Genomic DNA, 16,989 nt, shown 5'->3' with positions numbered 1-16,989 from the left:
TAATCCATTAACTGACTGGCTGCAGGACGTTCTTGAGGAGGGGCGTCCTGCGACTTACGGCCAGCATTGCGCTAGGAGGAGACAGATGAAACTCGTCAATCGCATAGCCGTTACCGCGCTTGGCCTCGCGCTTTGCGCACCAGCAAAGGCCGAAACCCTAAAAATCTATTGGAACGCCGGCCACGCTTACCAAGCTTATGCCGACGTCATCAAACAGTTCGAAACGGATCATCCCGGCTGGACCGTGGAGTGGGGCCGTTTTCAATGGCCGGATCTGCGCACGAAGCTGGTGGCCGACCTGTCTGTTGGCAATGCGCCGGATCTTGTTGCCGAACCTGGTGGCTGGGTGCCGGAATTCGCGTTGCAAGGAAAGATAACCACCCTCAACGACTTCGTCGCTAAAGACGGAAAGGGGATGGGTTATCCTGATGACTGGCAGGACTTTTCGGTGGCGAGAAATACCATCGACGGAAAGTACTACGGCGTCCAATTACACCTGACATGCGCGACGCTGGTTTATAACGTCGATCTGCTGAAAGCGGCAGGTTTTGAAAAGCCACCTGCCAATTGGGAAGAGTTCCGCAACGCTGCCATCGCCGTAACGAAAACCGGAAGATTTGGCTTTGCTCCCAACCAGGTGGCCGCCTATTTCACGCCGTGGATCTATCAAAATGGCGGCAAGTTTTACGACAAAGCCTCCAATAAAGTGACGTTCGACAGCCCTGAAGCCGCGCAAGCGCTCCAGTTCGTCGCGGATCTGATCCACAAGGATAAGGCCGCAACCCTTCCTGTCGCCGGCGCCGATTACGAGGGCCCGCAAAAACTATTCACGGCTGGACGGGCAGCCATGATCCTGACAGGACCATGGGATGTCGGACCCATCAAAACAGGCAATCCGAAACTGCATTGGGATGTTGCGCCTTCGCTGACAGAGAAGGATCAGGCAACGATGTCCGGAGGCGTCAGCCTCTTCATTCCGAAGGATGCCAAGCATCCGGCGGAAGCGTGGGATCTGTTGAAGCGCTTCGTCTCGCTCGACGCCGAACTCGCTGCCTCGATACCAAATGGCATGACGATGCCGCGCAAATCCTGGGCTGCCGATCCAAAGGTCAAATCTGATCCGGTGCTTGGGAAATTCAGTCAGTGCCTTCCATACGCAGTGGACTCGTCGGCAGAACTCTCCCTGACGGGCAAGAATGCGACTGTTCAGGACCTTTTCAAAGCCGCTGTTCAGGACATTCTCTATAACAACAAACCCGCCCAGGCAGTGCTGTCGGACTACGCTGCGAAGGCAAACGCAGAGCTTCAGAAAAAGTGACGAAAACTAGAACCGGAGATCGCCGGCATGAAGTTCTTGAACAGCCACCAAGGCCGTCAGGCAACGTTTGCCTACATCGTACTGTCGCCGGCGATCCTCTATTTCACCGTCTACTTCTTCTACCCGATTGCCGTCGAACTTTGGGCCAGCTTCTTTCGCGGGCAGCCGCTGATCGGTGATTCCGAATTTGCCGGATTTGACAACTATATGCAGGCGCTGACGGATGAGAGAGTTCGCGATGCCTTCATCCGGACCGCTGTCTTCGCAATCTGCGGAACGATCGGGACTCTGCTGCCTGCCCTTTGCCTGGCCGCCATCCTCGTCGGGCCCGTCAAGGCTGCAACGACGATCCGGGCGATCATCTTTTTCCCCTACATCATTTCCTTCGTCATCGTTGCGCTGATGTGGAAAAGCATTCTCGACCCATACACCGGCATGTTGAATGCAGTGTTGGCCTCCCTGGGGCTGCCGATGCAGAACTGGCTGAGCACACCGTCGACCGCCTTGCCAACCATCATCGCAGTCACGGTATGGAAGGATATCGGATATGCAATGCTGATCTACATTGCGGCGATCCAATCGATTCCCAAGGATCTTTACGAGGCGGCTGACGTCGATGGGGCATCGGCCAGGCAGAAGTTTTTCCGGATTACCGTTCCGCTGTTGACGCCTACGACGCTCTTTCTCGCCGTCATCAGCATGATCGCCCACCTCCAGGACCTTTCGGCCCCATATCTCTTGACGGGAGGCGGCCCTGCTGAAGCGACAAGATTGTATGCCCTGCATGTCTACGAAACGGCTTTTGTCGAACTCAACATCGGTTATGCATCGGCGCTGTCATTTCTGATGTTGATCGTCATCCTGATCGTCACTGCCTTGCAGTTCCGCTTTCTGAACCGGGAGATCTCTTACTGATGGCAGGTGTGGCAAACCAGCGCCCGGTCGCGGCGTCTCTGATCACCTATCTTGTGCTCGCATTCTTCGTGATCCTGGCGCTTTTTCCTTTCTTCTACATGGTGTCGTTGTCACTGCAGAGCGATGCCGATCTGTTCAGTGGCGTGCCCGTCATCATTCCCTCGGAACTGCAATTCTCGAACTACATCACCATTTGGGACAAAGCTCCCTTTGCCCGCTTCATCGTCAATAGCTTCGTGATCGCCGGAGGCATAACCATACTCCACCTCCTGTTCGATCCCCTGATCGGATACGTGTTTGCCAAGCTTGAATTCCCGGGCCGGCGCTTCATGTTTGTCGCCTTGCTATCGACCCTGATGCTGCCCTTCTTCATCAGAATGATCCCGCTTTATATTCTCACGGCCGAGCTCGGCTGGCTCAACACCTATCAGGGGCTGATCATGCCGTTTGCGATGAGCGCCTATGGCATCTTCATGATGCGCCAGTTCATCCGGCCAGTCCCTTCGGAGCTTCTCGATGCGGCAAGGGTGGATGGAGCGTCGGAGTGGCGGATCTATCGTGCAATCGTCCTTCCGCAGCTTGGGCCCCCAATGGCCACGCTCGGGCTTCTCACATTCGTCTTTCAGTTCAACGAGTTTCTCTGGCCGCTGGTCGTCGTCAGCTCGGTCGAAATGCGGCCAATCACCACAGGGCTCACTCTGTTCAATTCCGAATTCTTTACACAGTGGAATCTGACTGCAACGGGCGGGGTCATTCTCTTCGTCCCGAGCCTTCTGCTGTTCGTGTTTATGCAGCGTTATTTCGTCCAGTCGGTGATGATGTCCGGGATGAAATAGTCGAACGAGGACCACCATGAACTCTTCTCCGAATGTCATCGTATTCTTCACGGACCAGCAGCGCTGGGACACCGTTGGACTTCACGGTCATCCACTCAGGCTTACGCCGAATTTCGACCGCTTGGCCCAAGCAGGCATGTTTGTTCCCAATTCCTTTACCTGCCAGCCGGTTTGCGGTCCGGCTCGGTCCGCGCTTCAGACCGGGCTCTATCCGACGACGACCGGCTGCTTTCGAAACGACATCCCGCTTCCTCCGCAACAGAAGACGCTGGCCCACCATTTCGCCAAGGGCGGCTATGAGACGAGTTATATCGGCAAGTGGCATCTTGCCTCCAGGGAACCGGTGCCGCCGGAGCAGCGGGGTGGGTATCAACACTGGTTGGCGTCCAACATCCTGGAATTCACGTCCTATGCCTACGACACCACCATGTTTAATGCGGCAGGCGAGGCGGTGAAGCTGCCGGGCTATCGGGTCGATGCTTTGACAGACGCCGCAATCCGCTATGTCGCCCAGCCGCGGGACAAGCCGTACTTCCTGTTTCTCTCGTTCATCGAGCCACACCACCAAAACGAGTTTGACGATTATCCAGCTCCGGTTGGCTACGAGGAGCGTATCCGAGAGAAAATGGAATTGCCTCCGGATCTGGCCATGCTTGGCGGATCGTCCTCAGAGCATTATCCCGGCTACATGGGAATGGTACAGCGGCTTGACGAAGCGCTGGGGCGGCTCGTCGATACGTTGATCAGTCTCACGCAGCTCGACAACACTGTGATTCTATTTACCTCGGACCACGGCTGCCATTTCAAGACGAGAAACAAGGAATACAAACGGTCATGCCACGAGGCATCGATCAGGGTTCCGACGTTTTTTCATGGGCCCGGATTTATGAACCGCGGCCCCTACGACGGGTTGGCAAGTCTTATCGATCTGCCCCCAACCTTGCTCGCGGCCGCCGGGCTGCCGGTGCCGGACGAGATGCAAGGACGGTCGATATTCCGAAATTCGCCGTTGGAGAACGAGAGTATTTTCGTGCAAATAAGCGAGAGCCATGTCGGACGAGCCTTGAGGACCAGGCGCTGGAAATATGAGGTGGGTGGACCGGAACTAAGTGGCTGGGACGACATGAACGGTTCCGCTTATGTCGAGACCCATCTTTACGACCTCGAAAAGGATCCGTATGAGCTGGATAATCTTTGCAGGCACGGCGAATTCGAGGACGTTCGCGAGAGCCTGCGAACAGAACTCCTACGCCGGATCGCCGACGCAGGTGAACCTCTACCGACGATAACGCCGATATGAATGAACACGGGAAACAGGCGCGGCCGTTGCAGCCGGTGTCCAACGAGAGGAACGTGACGGTCGCTGACGTCGCGCGCCATGCAAGCGTTTCTACAGCTGCCGTTTCCTTTTACTTCAGTGACAGGGCCGAACATCTGAAGCGTGTCGGCCCCGAGGCCCGGGAGCGTATCCGAGCAGCGGTTGAGGCGCTTGGATATGTGCCAAACAAGACTGCGCGTCATTTGCGCCGCCAGAAGAGCGAGCGCCTGTGCATCATTCTGCCGAAACTTGGCATCCCTTACGCCGATAAGATGGTGCAGGATCTGGGCCAGGCTGCCGTAGAACGTGGTTTGCTGCCAATCGTGTCAACGGCATCGAACATCGCTGAGCTGCAGAAAGTCCTTGCGGAAGTGGAAGCCGGCTTGGCCGATGGTGTAGTCGCTGACGTTGAATATCTGAGCGAAGAACAGGTCGACGGAGTTTTCGCCGGCATGGGCAAAGATTGTCTCATCATACACCCGACGGCCCGATCAATGCGATTTAGCGTGCTGAACAACGGCCTCGTGGCGGCACTCGAAACAGCATTCGAGGATCTTATTTCGAAAGGGCACCGAATATTTGCCTATGTTCAAAATACCGGCCTTAGTCCCAATCACCGTCTTCAGGCCATCATGGACCGCCGGAGGCGGCTCAAGGGTGATGTCGTCATCGACACGATGGTGGGGGCCAGCGAAAGATCGTTAGCCGCCGACTGCGCGCGCAAGATCGTGGCTCTCGAGCCACGCCCAACCGCGGTTTTTGTCGAGTCGGACTATACTGCCGTGACGGTGATCGAGGAGTTTTCCCGCCTGGGTATCGCGGTGCCCCGGGAGATTGCCGTCGTGGGATGTGGCAATGCGGAGGAGGGCTTCTATTGCGAGCCGCGCCTCACCACGATCGGTCCGGAATGGGGATCGTTGGAGGAAGCGGGGCGCTATCTCATAGACAGCATCGCGACAAGCGAGCGTCAGCCGCCCAGGGCGTTCCACACGAGTTGGACGTATATCCTGCGAGCGAGTGCTTAAACTGTCGAAGCTGAGCAGTCGGCCCTCTCCAGCAGTCGGCGTCAGCCCGGGCGCGCATACAACCATATGCACCGGCACTGCGACAGAGTTTCGCCCTTGGGCCGGTCATCCGAGGAAGCACTTGTGGACAACCGGCGAATCCACCCTGGCATCCGGCCTATACGGCGTCTATTGGCGCGACCGACTGGCGCACGATCATTTCGCACTCCAGCTTGACCTTGTGATTGTCATGCCGCATCCGCGGCGCGGCGATCATCTCGGCAAGTTTCTCGACGGCATAGCGCGCCATGTCGGCATGGGGCAGTTGCATCGTCGTGAGCGGCGGCAGCATATCGCCGGAATAGGATTCATTGTCGAAACCGATGACCGAAAGGTCGCGCGGGATAGACAGGCCGGCTTCCTTTGCGGCTTCATAGACACCCATGGCGATGCGGTCGCAGAAACAGCATATTGCCGTGGGCTGGTCATCGAGCGCTTGCAGGCGCTTGAAGGCTGCATAGCCTCCCTGAATCGTCCAACGCCCCTTGATGATGAGATGGTTGTCGACAGGAATGTCGCGCATTGTCAACGCTCGGCGATAACCCTTGATGCGCTCGCGAGAAGCTTCGATCGCGTCCTCCCCACCGATATAAGCAATGCGCGTATGCCCGGCATCGATCAGCGACAGCGTTGCCTTCATGACAGCCGACAGGTCTCCGGGCACCACGCTCGGCAGGGGCTTGTCGACCGTATAGCAGTTCAAAAGTACGGTCGGCCATTCCGCGAGCTGCGGAGCAAGCGTCACTTGCTGCGTGATCAGCCGCGCATAGATGACGCCGGCCGCGGGCAGCGTCGCGAGATGGCTCAGAGCTGCCTGCTCTGCCTCCTCGTCGGCGTCGGTCGGCATCACCGAGAGCAGATAGCCCAGCTCGTTCGCCGCCTCTCCGGCTCCGTCGATCAAGCCGGCGACATGGGGCGAACTTGTCACCTCGTTGATGAGCATGGCAATCAGCGGACGCCTGTCGATGCGCCGAGCTTGCGTCCTGTAACCCATCCTGGCCGCCGCACTTAGAACAGCCTCACGCGTTGCCGGCGATATGCGCGTTCCCGGAGCATTGTTGAGCACAAGCGACACGGTCGCCTGCGAGACGCCGCAGGCGGCAGCGATGTCGGACATCGTCGGCTTTTTGATCACGCGAACCCCTTGCAAGACTGACTATCCGCTTAGCACGAAGTTTTACCAACGCAAAAGCGGCGAGGGCTTGCTTGATAATAATTTTAGTTATAACTAGTGATTTATAACTAATCACTCTGGGAGGAGTGCATGGCAGGCGTAACGCTCGCTGGGGTATCCAAAAGCTATGGCACGGTAAATGTCATCCGTGACATTTCGCTTTCGATCAACGACGGCGAGTTCCTGGTTTTCGTTGGACCTTCCGGCTGCGGGAAATCGACGCTTCTGCGCATGATCGCCGGTTTCGAAACCATCACCGGCGGCGACGTCCTGCTCGGCGGCAACCGGGTCAATGACATGGCCGCCCGCGATCGCGGGGTGGCCATGGTCTTCCAGAACTACGCACTGTACCCCCACATGACAGCTCGCGAGAACATGGCCTTCGGTCTGCGCAATATTGGTACGCCGAAGGTCGAAATCGCCTCACGCATCGACAAGGCCGCCGCCATCCTCCAGCTTGAGCCTTACCTCGACCGCAAGCCGAAGGCGCTTTCCGGCGGCCAGCGTCAGCGTGTTGCGATCGGCCGCGCCATCATGCGCGAACCGGATGTCTTTCTATTTGACGAGCCGCTCTCCAATCTCGATGCCGCTCTTCGCGTCTCGATGCGCACCGAGATCGCCAAGCTCCACCACCGCCTCGCCGCAACCATGATCTACGTGACTCACGATCAGACGGAAGCCATGACCATGGCAGACCGTATCGTGGTCCTCAGGGACGGGCAGATCGAACAGGTCGGCGCGCCGATCGAGCTTTACGAGCGCCCTGCCAATGCCTTCGTGGCTGGTTTCCTCGGTGCGCCGCGCATCAATCTGCTCCCGGCAACAGTCACAGCCGTCGACGGCGAAACGGTCGAACTCGCCTGTGCGGGAGATGCCCGCCTTACTGCCAAGGTTCGTGCCAGTCCCGCCAAAGGCGACACGGTGACGATCGGCCTGAGGCCGGAAATCCTGTCGCCGGCCGATGAAGGAGCGCTCAGCGGAATCGTTGATGTCGTTGAGCAGCTCGGCTCGTTGCAACTTGTCTATGCGACACTTGCTGATGGCACCGCCATCGTCTCCGAACTGCGCGGCGGCGCGGCGCCTTCGATCGGCTCGGTCGCCCGGTTCGCGATCGGCCCCGGCACGCGCCACGTCTTCGATGCAAACAAGGTCTCGATCACCCTGCATTCTGAGGTGGATGGAGCATGAGCGCCAGCAGCCTGACCGCCGCGCGCAGGCGCGATGCACTCGCCGCTTACATCTTCCTCGCGCCTTTCGCGGTGATCTACGCCACGTTCCTGGTCTACCCGTTCTTCAAGGGCTTGTGGATCAGTCTCCACGACTGGGAGCTTGCCGGCAGCTACCGGAAATATATCGGCCTCCTCAACTATGAGGACATGTGGTTCGACACGATCTTCTGGAAGACCGTGGGCAATACGCTGGCCTTCGTCGCCATGACCGTGCCGACCATGACAGCACTGGCCCTGGTGCTGGCTCTTGCCGTGTTCGGGCAGGGGCGGCTCAAGGGTGTGCTGCGGTCCGTGTTCTTCATGTCGAGCGTGTTTTCGGTATCGGTCGTGACGCTGATCTGGTCGATGGTGCTGTCTGCGGACAACGGCCTGCTGGTGCCGCTCTTCAATCTCATCGGCGTCAAGCCCATCAATTTCCTCGGGCATCCGACGCTCGCCATGCCGTCGATTGCGTTGACGACGCTTTGGTGGGGTGTCGGCCTCCCCATGGCGCTGTTTCTGGCGGCATTAAGCCAGATACCGCCGGAACTTTACGAAGCGGCCGAACTCGATCATGCCGGTCGGTTCAGCGTCCTGAAAAACATCACCCTGCCGTCGATCCGTCACACCGTGCTCCTGGTTCTGGTCCTGCAGATCGTCGGTCAGTTCCAGATTTTCGGTCAGGCCCACCTGATGACACAGGGCGGGCCTGCCAATCGGACGCGTACGCTGGTTCAGTACATCTACGAGACGAGCTTCCGCGACTGGCAGGTCGGTTACGCCACGGCCATGTCCTTCGGGCTCTTCATCCTGATGCTTGGCTTCACAATGCTGCAGCTCTGGCTCGGCCGCAGGGGGGACGAATGATGGCAAGCGCACGTACAAGCGGCCTGCGCCGCGCCACGGACGGTCTCATCCTCGCCGCAACCATCGCCTTTGCGATCCTCTGGCTTCTGCCCGTCCTCTGGGTCGTCACTATGTCGCTGAAGCCGAATACCGAGCTAATGCGTTCCACGGCAGGCTTCCTGCCGCTCCCATTCACGCTCGATAATTACATCGGCCTCCTGAAACTCGATACCGTGCCGCGCTGGCTGATGCACAGTCTCATCGTTTCGGTAACGATGACAATTTTGGTTCTGGTCGTCTCGTCCATGGCCGGCTACGCGTTCGCGCGCCTGGAGTTCCCCTTCAAGAAGACGCTGTTCATGCTCGTGATTGCCGGCCTGATGGTGCCCGAGCAGGCAGTGTTCATTCCGCTGCACACGATGGTCTCGGGCTGGGGACTACACAATACCCACTTCGCGCTGGTCATGCCGCGCGTCGCCGTACCGATCGGTGTGTTTTTTGATGATGCAGTTCTTCCGCAGCGTTCCGAAAGAACTGGAGGAAGCGGCCGCCATTGATCACGCCTCACGGCTGACGATCTTTCTGAAGATTATGTTGCCGCTCTCCGTACCTGCACTGACCACGCTCGGTCTGTTCACCTTCATCTTCGCCTGGAACGACTTTCTCTGGCCGCTCGTCTCGGCGACCAAGGCCGACATGTACACGGTCACGGTCGGCCTCGCCTCGATCCAGACCAACTTCGCTTTCTCGGAGGGCATCGGCGCCGTCATGGCATCGGCGGTCTTTGCCAGCCTGCCCATCGTTCTTCTGTTCCTGATCTTCCAGCGCTTCATCGTGGCAGGTGTTGCCATGAGCGCCGGCAAATAGGCACCGGCCGAACCGGCCATGCCGGGACGGGTTTTTCGCAACGGCATCGCAAGGAGGATATGATGCACAAGACGAAAATGCTGCAACGTCTGGCGCTCGCCACGACACTGATGACCGCGCTCTGGGGAGGAGCAGCCCAAGCAGTCGACATCTCGTTCTTCCGCTTCTTCGGCGATTGCCAAGGCGAATACGGCGAGGTGACAGACGTGACCAAGGCCAATGGCGAATGTGGCATCATCACCGCGCTCACCAACAAGTTCAACGCAGAAAACACCATCGGCGCCAAGGTCGTCACCCAGACGGCCGAATGGGGCGCCTATTACGACCTGCTGACCGCGACTTATTCCACCGGCAACATCCCTGATGTCGCCGTCATGCATGCCTCGATTATGCCGAATTTTTCGGACCGGGATCTCCTGACGCCGCTGACCAAGCCTATTGCCGATCTCGGTATCCAGACAAACGACTTCGTACCGGCGGCGCTGAAGAACGCTACCGCCAAGAATGAAATTTATGCCCTCCCATACGACCTTCATGCGCTGCTCTTCCACGTCAACATGGACTTGATGAAGAAAGCGGGCCTTGTGAACGCAGACGGCTCGCCGATCCTGCCGAAGTCGCCCGAGGAACTGCTCGAGCAAGGCAGGAAGTTCAAGGAAACGACCGGCAAGTACTATATCGGTTCGGAAGCCCAGAGTTCGGAAGGCATGATGGTGCGCCTGTTCGACACGCTTCTCTGGCAGCAGGGCGTCGATGTCCTCGCCGACGACGGCAAGACGGCCAGCATCAATACAGCGGAAGGGCTGAACGCAGCCAAGCTGATCTCGTCGATATTCTCGGAAGGTCTTGCCAATCCGGCGCTGGATTATCCCGGCTCCGAACAGGCGTTCCTCAACGGCGAAACCGGGATTCTGATCAACGGCACCTGGGGCGTCGACAACTACGATACCCAGGCCAAGAGCGGCAAAGTGGCCCTCAAGGACTATCGCGTCGCCAATGTGCCGCAACTCTACGCCAAGCCCTCCGTCTGGGCCGACAGCCATATGTGGGTGATCCCGAAGGATGACGATCGCAGCGAAGACAAGACGAAAGCCGCTCTCGCCTTCCTCAAGTTTCTGAACGACAACAACTTCCAATGGTCGCGCACCGGCCATTTGTCGACCCGTCAGTCGGTTCTGAATTCCGAAGAGTTCAAGGCCCTGCCGCATCGCGCCGAGTTTGCCGACACTGCCAAAAATGCCACGTCACTGCCGCAGATCCAGAACCAACGTGCAGTCTACAACGCGATGATCACCGACTTGAACGCGATGTGGCTGACCGGCACCGATCCGCAGGCAACGCTTGAAGCGATGCAGGCCGGCGTCGAGCGCGTCCTGCGTCGCAATCGCTAGTTCCTCCAACCCCTCTTGAGGGGTTGGTCTCCCGCCGGGATACGCGCTGCTCCGTGCGTATCTCGGAACCCCATTGAAAAAGCCGACTTCCAAGGACAACCGATGAACGCCTATTCTCAGTCGCTCGCCCCAGCGAACACGCCGCTCCGCGAAACGCTTTCCCTTGATGGGACCTGGGAGTTCCGCCACGAGACCGATCGTGCTTGGCGGCATGCAAAGGTGCCGGCGCACTGGCAGGCGTGTTTCGAGGATCTCGCCGTCAGCTTCGGATCGGCAAGCTATCGCAGGACCTTCGCGCTCCCCGCAGAATGGTCGGCTCGGGAAATCGCCATCCGCTTCGGTGCCGTCAGCGATTTGGCCACCGTCTCCATCAACGGCACTGAGATCGGCCGTCATGAAGGCGGTTATCTTCCTTTCGAATTCGTGATTCCACCCCCTCTGTTGAAGGCGGAGAACACCGTCGAGGTCCTGGCCTGCCTGCCGGATGCTTATCGCAACGAGAGTGGTGCCGATTTTGCGGAGATCCCGCACGGCAAGCAGAGCTGGTATGGCCCGCAAGGCGGCATCTGGCAGTCCGTCCTCATCGAGGCCCGCGATCCCGCTCACATCTCATCGCTTCGCCTCGACCCGATTTGGCCGGGAGCCAGGCTGGATCTTAAAGCCCGCTTTGCGAGCATGGTTGCAGGCTCGCTGAAAATCGAGATCATCGGCCCGCAGGGCATGTCCGTCTTTACCGGAAACATTCCGGCCGCCGGCAATACCCTCGAACATTCGATCCAGCTCGACGCCGTCGCGCCATGGTCGCCGGACAGCCCGAACCTCTATACGATCACAACGATCCTCAGCGCCGACGGTGTCGAGATCGACAGCAGGCAGGAAAATTTCGGCTTTCGCCGCTTCGAAGCCAAGAACGGCTTCCTGCATCTGAACGGCAAGCCGCTTTATCTGCGCGCCGCGCTCGATCAGGATTACTATCCCGATGGTTTCGGCGCGCCGCCTTCGCTCGACCTGCTCGAAGACCAGTTGCGCAAGGCTAAGGCAATGGGACTGAATTGCCTGCGCTGCCATATCAAAGTGCCGGACCCGCGCTATTACGAGGTCGCCGACCGGCTGGGCATGCTGATCTGGAGCGAAATTCCAAATATCGAGACCTTCACCCCGGCCTCCGCCGAGCGCCTGCGCACGACCATGGAAGGTATTCTCGCCCGTGACGGCAATCACCCCTCCATCGTAATCTGGACCCTGATCAATGAAGATTGGGGCACCCGGCTGCGCGAAGCGGCCGAACAGCGGCAATGGATTTCCGACATGGTCGACTGGCTGCGTGTCGAAGACCCGCTACGGCTCGTTGTCGACAATTCCGCCTGCTTCCCGAACGTCCACGTCAAGACCGACATCAACGACTACCACTTCTACCGAACGGCGGTGGATCGGCGCGAGGAATGGGACACGCTCTGCCGCGAATTCGCAGGCAATGCCGACTGGACCTTCTCAACCGAAAAGGAAACCGTGCGCACGAGGAAGGAACCGCTTGTCCTCTCCGAGTTCGGCGTCTGGGGTTTGCCCGATCCTGCCCGTCTGCGCGAAAAGAACGGCCGCGACCCCTGGTGGATGGCCTATGGTGCCACCTGGGCGGATGGCACGGCACTGCCGCAGGGCATCGAAGCCCGTTTCCGCGAACTCGCTCTTGAGAAAGTGTTTGGCGATCTCGGCCAGTTCATCGAGCAGGTGCAGTGGTATCAATACATGAATCTGAAATACGAGATCGAGGTTATCCGAACGCACGCGCCGATCGGAGGTTATGTCATCACCGAACTCACCGACGTCCATTGGGAAGGCAACGGGCTGATGGACATGGCACGCAATCCGCGCGTCTTCGCCAAAGCGCTGCCGGCCGTCAATTCCGACATCGTCATCGCGCCGGGTGCTGCCCGCCACGCCGTCTATCAAGGCCAGACGACCAGCTTCGACATCAAGGTGTCGAGCGGCGGAACAGCACTGCCCGAAGGCAGTCGCCTCGTCTGGGAATTTGGCGCTGAAAAAGGCGAGATACCGCTGCCGGCCATGGCGCCGATGCAGGTTCATAATGCCCCGATCACCGCGACAGCAGGTGCGGTGCCGGTGCCCGAGATCCAAAAGGCCCGGTTCCAGGTCGTGTCGCCCGATGGAAGCGTGCTGTCTCAGAATTCCGAGACACTCGCGGTCTACGTTAAGCGCGATGTGCCCCCCATTCGCTTTGCTTCGCACGACGACGGGATTTCCGAGAGGTTATCAGCCCTTGGCCATGTCAGCGTGTCGCTGCACGAGGCGGATGTCTTCGTCACCAAGGACATCGATGCCGATCGCGTCGAGGCAATCCATTCCGGCCAGCGGGTGCTGCAGATCGTCAACAAGGACCCCGGCCGCCTGCGCGATGACGCGCCGCCGCGCGATGGCCCGATGTCGATCGAAATCGATCCGGGTGCCGGCGGCATGGTTTCGGGGCCGTTCTTCAGTTTTCCCGGCTACAATCTCGTCAATCGTCACAAATCGATCTGGCGCGGCGATTGGGTCGGCAACTTTTCCTGGTTGCGCCGGGATGGTGTCTTCGCTCATGTGCCGGGCGGTCCGCTGTTCGACCTGTCCTTCACCGGCGTCGCGCCGCACCAGGTGATGGCCGGCCTCCGTCCCTGGGAATTCCAGGGTCGCGTGCACGCCGGTGTCGTCATCGGCTGGGTTCACAAACCCGCTGCCTTCATCATCGAAAAGCGGCTCGGCCGTGGTAAGCTGGTTGCGACGACCTTCCGCCTCCACCAGGAGGCACCGGACGCCGACCCGCTTGCCACCGCGCTATACGATGGCCTCCTCGCTCTTGCCATTAGACCGTGAGCTCAGTGACAGTCAACAGAGGTCGCGGCGACTTCGCTTTGGCTCAAGCGCTAGCGGGAGGGTTCGGGTCGCTGGTCGAGTATATGGCCCGAAGCGGGCGAAACGGATCGAAAGGCTTCGTAGCAAGCCTCCCAGGCTGCACTGTCTTCCAGGAGAATCATCCCGTAGGAGATAGGTCTGTTATGCGATCTTCGGCTGCGATATTCTCGACCGATGAAACTCAGTCAGACCATACGGTTCGCTACCGCCGAGGACGGCACCCGTATCGCCATGGCGTCTTGCGGGCAGGGTCAGGTGATCCTGCGGGCCGCGCACTGGCTGAGCCATGTCGATTACGATCTCGAAAGCCCGGTGTGGCGGCCGTGGCTCCAGGCGCTGTCCGCCCACAACCGGTTTGTGCGCTACGATCCGCGCGGCTGCGGTCTGTCGGACCGGCATGTCTTTGATCTTTCGGTCGAAGCGTGGCACGCAGACCTTGCTGCCGTGGCAGCGTCGATCGAGGAGCCGCGCTTCGTGCTCCTCGGTCTTTCGCAGGGCGGCGCGCTCGCTATCGCATATGCCCTCAAGTATCCCGAGCGAGTATCGCATCTGGTGCTTCTGAACGCCTACGGTCAGGGTGCCCGCGCCAGAGCTCAGACCGAGGCGGAGCGGCTGGAAGCCGAGACCCTTGTCAATTTCGTTCGCATCGGCTGGGGACGCGATAATCCGGCGTTTTGCCGGTTCTTCACCAATCTCTTTATCCCCGACGGCACGCCTGAACAGCATCGCTGGTGGGGCGATCTCGAGCGGCAAACGGCAACGGCCGACGTCGCCGCACAACTGCTTTGGCAGATGCAGGGGATCGACGTGCTCGACCTTGCGGCGATGTTGCGCGTCCCGACGTTGATCGCACACTGCCGCGGTGACATGCGCGTGCCGTTTGACCAGGGTTGCAAGCTCGCCGCCGCGATTCCGGGCGCGAGCTTCGTGCCGCTTGAGAGCAAGAACCATGTGCTCTTGCCGGACGAGCCCGCTTGGAATGTATTTCAAACGGAACTTGCTGCCTTTCTCGGGCAGGATCGGTCGGTGCGGCCGCGCGCGGTCATTGAGGCCGGTCTGACACCCGCCGAGGCCGCCCTTCTCGACCTTGTCGCGGAGGGGCTAGATAACCGCGCGATCGCCGAACGGCTTGGCAAGAGTGCAAAGACCGTGCGAAACCAGCTGTCGGTGATATTCAGCAAACTCGGCGTGCATAGCCGCTCGCAAGCGATCGTCGTCGCGCTCTCCCGATAGTCCCGCTCTGCAGGTGGATAGACACCTCCTCCGATGCCGACGGGACATGTGTCCCTCCAAGGAGTGGATTTCTTCGCAGACGCGGGACAACCGCCTCATGCTCGCCGAGACGGCAAGCTTCATCCTTGGCATCGCGGATGGCAGGACGCCATCCGAGCACCGGGAGGAATTCACATGACGGAAATCAACGAAACAACGCTCAATGAACTCGTGGGCCGCGTCCTTGGCGACCTCGGCGGAGCGGTCAGCGTGCCGCTGGTCCGGATCGGAGATGCTCTCGGGCTGTACAGGACGCTGAAGGAGATCGGGCCGGTGAAGGCCGACGAACTTGCCGATGCCTCGGGATGCGCACCTCGTTATGTCCGCGAGTGGCTGGCGGCACAGGCTGCCTCGGGTTATGTGCACCATGAGCGAGGATTGTTCTCGCTGACGCCCGAACAGGCCTTCGTATTTGCCGAGCCGGATAGCCCGGTCAATCTGATCGGCGCGTTCGATACCGCTGCTGCGATGGTCGAGAACCAGCCGAAGGTGCAGTCCGCCTTCAAAACCGGCCGAGGCGTTGCCTGGGGCGATCAGGCCGGCTGCATGTTCTGCGCCGTCGCGCGACTATTCCGCCCAGGTTATGTCAACGCCCTTGTGCAGGACTGGCTGCCGGCGCTCGACGGTGTCACCGACAGGTTGAAGATGGGTGCGAAGGTGGCGGACGTTGGGTGTGGGCACGGGTTATCGACGATCCTGATGGCGCAGGCGTTTCCCAATTCCCGCTTTGTGGGCTACGACTTCCATCCAGGCTCGATTGCCGCTGCGTCCGCGCACGCCCAGGCACACGGGTTGACGAACCTGAACTTCGAGGTCGGCCGGGCGCAGGATTTCGACGGCCGGGATTTCGATTTGATCACCTGCTTCGACTGCTTGCACGATATGGGCGACCCGAAAGCGGCTGCGGCTCATATTCGAAAGGCGTTAAAAGAGGGTGGCGTCTGGATGGTGGTCGAACCAATGGCCGGAGATACGCTGGAGGAGAACATCAATCCGGTTGGACGGCTCTATTACTCAGCTTCGACGATGATCTGCGTTCCGACCTCGCTTGCGCAGGAGACAGGGCTCGCACTCGGCGCGCAGGCGGGAGAGCGGCGATTGGCCGAGGTGATCCGCTCAGGCGGTTTCACTCATATCCGGCGTGCAGCCCAGACGCCCCTCAACATGATCCTCGAGGCCACCTGACAGGTCGCGCCTCCCGTTGGAAATGCCGCGCCGCATTCCCGGCCTCGTCAGGAAAGTCGACGAGTGCGGCGTCTGGCTTGCAGCAGAACGCCAGCCGCCCTATCCTCAACGGCGGCGGTAAATCGTGCGAAGGCTTTGCTCTTGGCGGGCTGTGTGGTAGGAGCGGGCCATGACATCATTGATCGATTTCGATTGCCAAGGCTGCGGAGCCTGCTGCTCCTTCTCGCCGACCTGGCCCAGATTTTCCACCGAAACAGACGCTGCTCTCGATTTGCTGCCGGCGCATTTCGTAGCCGCGAACCAGCAAGGAATGCGTTGCGACGGTGCGCGTTGCTCCGCATTGGTCGGTCGCGTCGGTTCAGAGACATCCTGTCAAGTGTACGATCTTCGGCCTGACGTCTGCCGCGCCTGCGTCCCAGGGGATGACGCATGCTTGACCGCGCGCGCGTTCTTCGGGCTCGGTCAGCCAAGTTTGCCGCCCGGTCACATCGATGCGGAACCGCCAATCAACTGAGGCGGGTTCCGTCCGGCTCCTCTCTTCGCCTGTCGACTTTGCTGCAGCGATTGTGGTCCGAAAGTCCAGCCGGAGGTAAGGCCCGGTGGAGCCATCCGATGTGGACTATCTGCCTAATAGCGCGACAAGCGATATCGGCATTTCGACCGCGAAAAAATCCACTGCCGCACCGAT

The 16,989-nt window shown here is 59.6% G+C and carries 13 protein-coding genes and 1 pseudogene; 13 read left to right on the top strand and 1 reads right to left on the bottom strand.

The genetic code is table 11. The features are described from left to right. Positions 1 to 85 precede the first annotated feature (85 nt). From BS630_RS26090 to BS630_RS26070, 5 genes are read left to right on the top strand one after another with little or no spacing between them, the layout of a single operon-like run. Positions 86 to 1,318: an ABC transporter substrate-binding protein gene (locus BS630_RS26090; RefSeq protein WP_077979700.1), complete on the top strand. Its 1,233-nt coding sequence runs from the start codon at positions 86 to 88 to the stop codon at positions 1,316 to 1,318. Positions 1,319 to 1,345: 27 nt separating this feature from the next. After that, complete coding sequence (locus tag BS630_RS26085; RefSeq protein ID WP_077979699.1) at positions 1,346 to 2,233, top strand: carbohydrate ABC transporter permease; 888 nt, start codon at positions 1,346 to 1,348, stop codon at positions 2,231 to 2,233. After that, the gene (locus BS630_RS26080) at positions 2,233 to 3,069 is read left to right on the top strand and encodes a carbohydrate ABC transporter permease (RefSeq protein WP_077979698.1); all 837 of its coding nucleotides are present in this window, start codon (positions 2,233 to 2,235) and stop codon (positions 3,067 to 3,069) included. The genes BS630_RS26085 and BS630_RS26080 overlap by 1 nt, the downstream gene beginning before the upstream one ends. A gap of 16 nt (positions 3,070 to 3,085) precedes the next feature. Continuing rightward, entirely contained in the window at positions 3,086 to 4,369 is a 1,284-nt protein-coding gene (locus BS630_RS26075; RefSeq protein WP_077979697.1) for a sulfatase family protein, read from the top strand. Further along, positions 4,366 to 5,412: a LacI family DNA-binding transcriptional regulator gene (locus BS630_RS26070; protein ID WP_077979696.1), complete on the top strand. Its 1,047-nt coding sequence runs from the start codon at positions 4,366 to 4,368 to the stop codon at positions 5,410 to 5,412. Before BS630_RS26075 ends, BS630_RS26070 begins: the two co-directional genes overlap by 4 nt. Positions 5,413 to 5,569: 157 nt before the next feature. On the opposite strand, the gene BS630_RS26065 is transcribed toward BS630_RS26070, so the two are convergent. Then, entirely contained in the window at positions 5,570 to 6,586 is a 1,017-nt protein-coding gene (locus BS630_RS26065; RefSeq protein WP_077979695.1) for a LacI family DNA-binding transcriptional regulator, read from the bottom strand. Between the two features lie 129 nt (positions 6,587 to 6,715). On the opposite strand from BS630_RS26065, the gene BS630_RS26060 reads away from it, so the two are divergent. The 8 genes and pseudogenes from BS630_RS26060 (at position 6,716) to BS630_RS26025 (ending at position 16,815) form a co-directional block, all read left to right on the top strand. Further along, positions 6,716 to 7,813, top strand: a complete 1,098-nt coding sequence (locus tag BS630_RS26060; protein ID WP_077979694.1) for an ABC transporter ATP-binding protein — start codon at positions 6,716 to 6,718, stop codon at positions 7,811 to 7,813. Beyond that, positions 7,810 to 8,700 carry a carbohydrate ABC transporter permease gene (locus tag BS630_RS26055; protein WP_077979693.1) on the top strand — a complete coding sequence of 297 codons (891 nt, stop codon included), beginning with the start codon at positions 7,810 to 7,812 and terminating at the stop codon, positions 8,698 to 8,700. Before BS630_RS26060 ends, BS630_RS26055 begins: the two co-directional genes overlap by 4 nt. Further along, positions 8,697 to 9,546, top strand: a pseudogene (locus BS630_RS38745) (carbohydrate ABC transporter permease). Before BS630_RS26055 ends, BS630_RS38745 begins: the two are co-directional and overlap by 4 nt. 62 nt (positions 9,547 to 9,608) lie before the next feature. Further along, complete coding sequence (locus tag BS630_RS26045; RefSeq protein WP_077979692.1) at positions 9,609 to 10,937, top strand: extracellular solute-binding protein; 1,329 nt, start codon at positions 9,609 to 9,611, stop codon at positions 10,935 to 10,937. Positions 10,938 to 11,039: 102 nt separating this feature from the next. Continuing rightward, positions 11,040 to 13,805: a glycoside hydrolase family 2 protein gene (locus BS630_RS26040; protein ID WP_077979691.1), complete on the top strand. Its 2,766-nt coding sequence runs from the start codon at positions 11,040 to 11,042 to the stop codon at positions 13,803 to 13,805. Between the two features lie 213 nt (positions 13,806 to 14,018). After that, positions 14,019 to 15,077 (top strand): alpha/beta fold hydrolase, encoded by a 1,059-nt coding sequence (locus BS630_RS26035; RefSeq protein WP_077979690.1) that lies wholly within the window; start codon positions 14,019 to 14,021, stop codon positions 15,075 to 15,077. Positions 15,078 to 15,251: 174 nt separating this feature from the next. Beyond that, positions 15,252 to 16,301 carry a class I SAM-dependent methyltransferase gene (locus BS630_RS26030; RefSeq protein WP_077979689.1) on the top strand — a complete coding sequence of 350 codons (1,050 nt, stop codon included), beginning with the start codon at positions 15,252 to 15,254 and terminating at the stop codon, positions 16,299 to 16,301. 169 nt (positions 16,302 to 16,470) lie between these two features. Beyond that, on the top strand, positions 16,471 to 16,815 hold the full coding sequence (locus tag BS630_RS26025) for a YkgJ family cysteine cluster protein (RefSeq protein ID WP_077979688.1): 345 nt from the start codon (positions 16,471 to 16,473) through the stop codon (positions 16,813 to 16,815). Positions 16,816 to 16,989: the final 174 nt, after the last annotated feature.

It is taken from the genome of Rhizobium laguerreae (assembly GCF_002008165.1).
In the GTDB taxonomy this organism is placed as follows: Bacteria; Pseudomonadota; Alphaproteobacteria; order Rhizobiales; family Rhizobiaceae; genus Rhizobium; species Rhizobium laguerreae.
Note: the sequence above shows the minus strand (reverse complement) of the source record. Positions and strands in the feature narration are given on the sequence as shown.

What these genes read in the sequence shown, in the direction of transcription:
- BS630_RS26090 (WP_077979700.1), top strand. Translation starts at nt 86, where the DNA reads ATGAAACTCGTCAATCGCATAGCCGTTACCGCGCTTGGCCTCGCGCTT.
- BS630_RS26085 (WP_077979699.1), top strand. Translation starts at nt 1,346, where the DNA reads ATGAAGTTCTTGAACAGCCACCAAGGCCGTCAGGCAACGTTTGCCTAC.
- BS630_RS26080 (WP_077979698.1), top strand. Translation starts at nt 2,233, where the DNA reads ATGGCAGGTGTGGCAAACCAGCGCCCGGTCGCGGCGTCTCTGATCACC.
- BS630_RS26075 (WP_077979697.1), top strand. Translation starts at nt 3,086, where the DNA reads ATGAACTCTTCTCCGAATGTCATCGTATTCTTCACGGACCAGCAGCGC.
- BS630_RS26070 (WP_077979696.1), top strand. Translation starts at nt 4,366, where the DNA reads ATGAATGAACACGGGAAACAGGCGCGGCCGTTGCAGCCGGTGTCCAAC.
- BS630_RS26060 (WP_077979694.1), top strand. Translation starts at nt 6,716, where the DNA reads ATGGCAGGCGTAACGCTCGCTGGGGTATCCAAAAGCTATGGCACGGTA.
- BS630_RS26055 (WP_077979693.1), top strand. Translation starts at nt 7,810, where the DNA reads ATGAGCGCCAGCAGCCTGACCGCCGCGCGCAGGCGCGATGCACTCGCC.
- BS630_RS26045 (WP_077979692.1), top strand. Translation starts at nt 9,609, where the DNA reads ATGCACAAGACGAAAATGCTGCAACGTCTGGCGCTCGCCACGACACTG.
- BS630_RS26040 (WP_077979691.1), top strand. Translation starts at nt 11,040, where the DNA reads ATGAACGCCTATTCTCAGTCGCTCGCCCCAGCGAACACGCCGCTCCGC.
- BS630_RS26035 (WP_077979690.1), top strand. Translation starts at nt 14,019, where the DNA reads ATGAAACTCAGTCAGACCATACGGTTCGCTACCGCCGAGGACGGCACC.
- BS630_RS26030 (WP_077979689.1), top strand. Translation starts at nt 15,252, where the DNA reads ATGACGGAAATCAACGAAACAACGCTCAATGAACTCGTGGGCCGCGTC.
- BS630_RS26025 (WP_077979688.1), top strand. Translation starts at nt 16,471, where the DNA reads ATGACATCATTGATCGATTTCGATTGCCAAGGCTGCGGAGCCTGCTGC.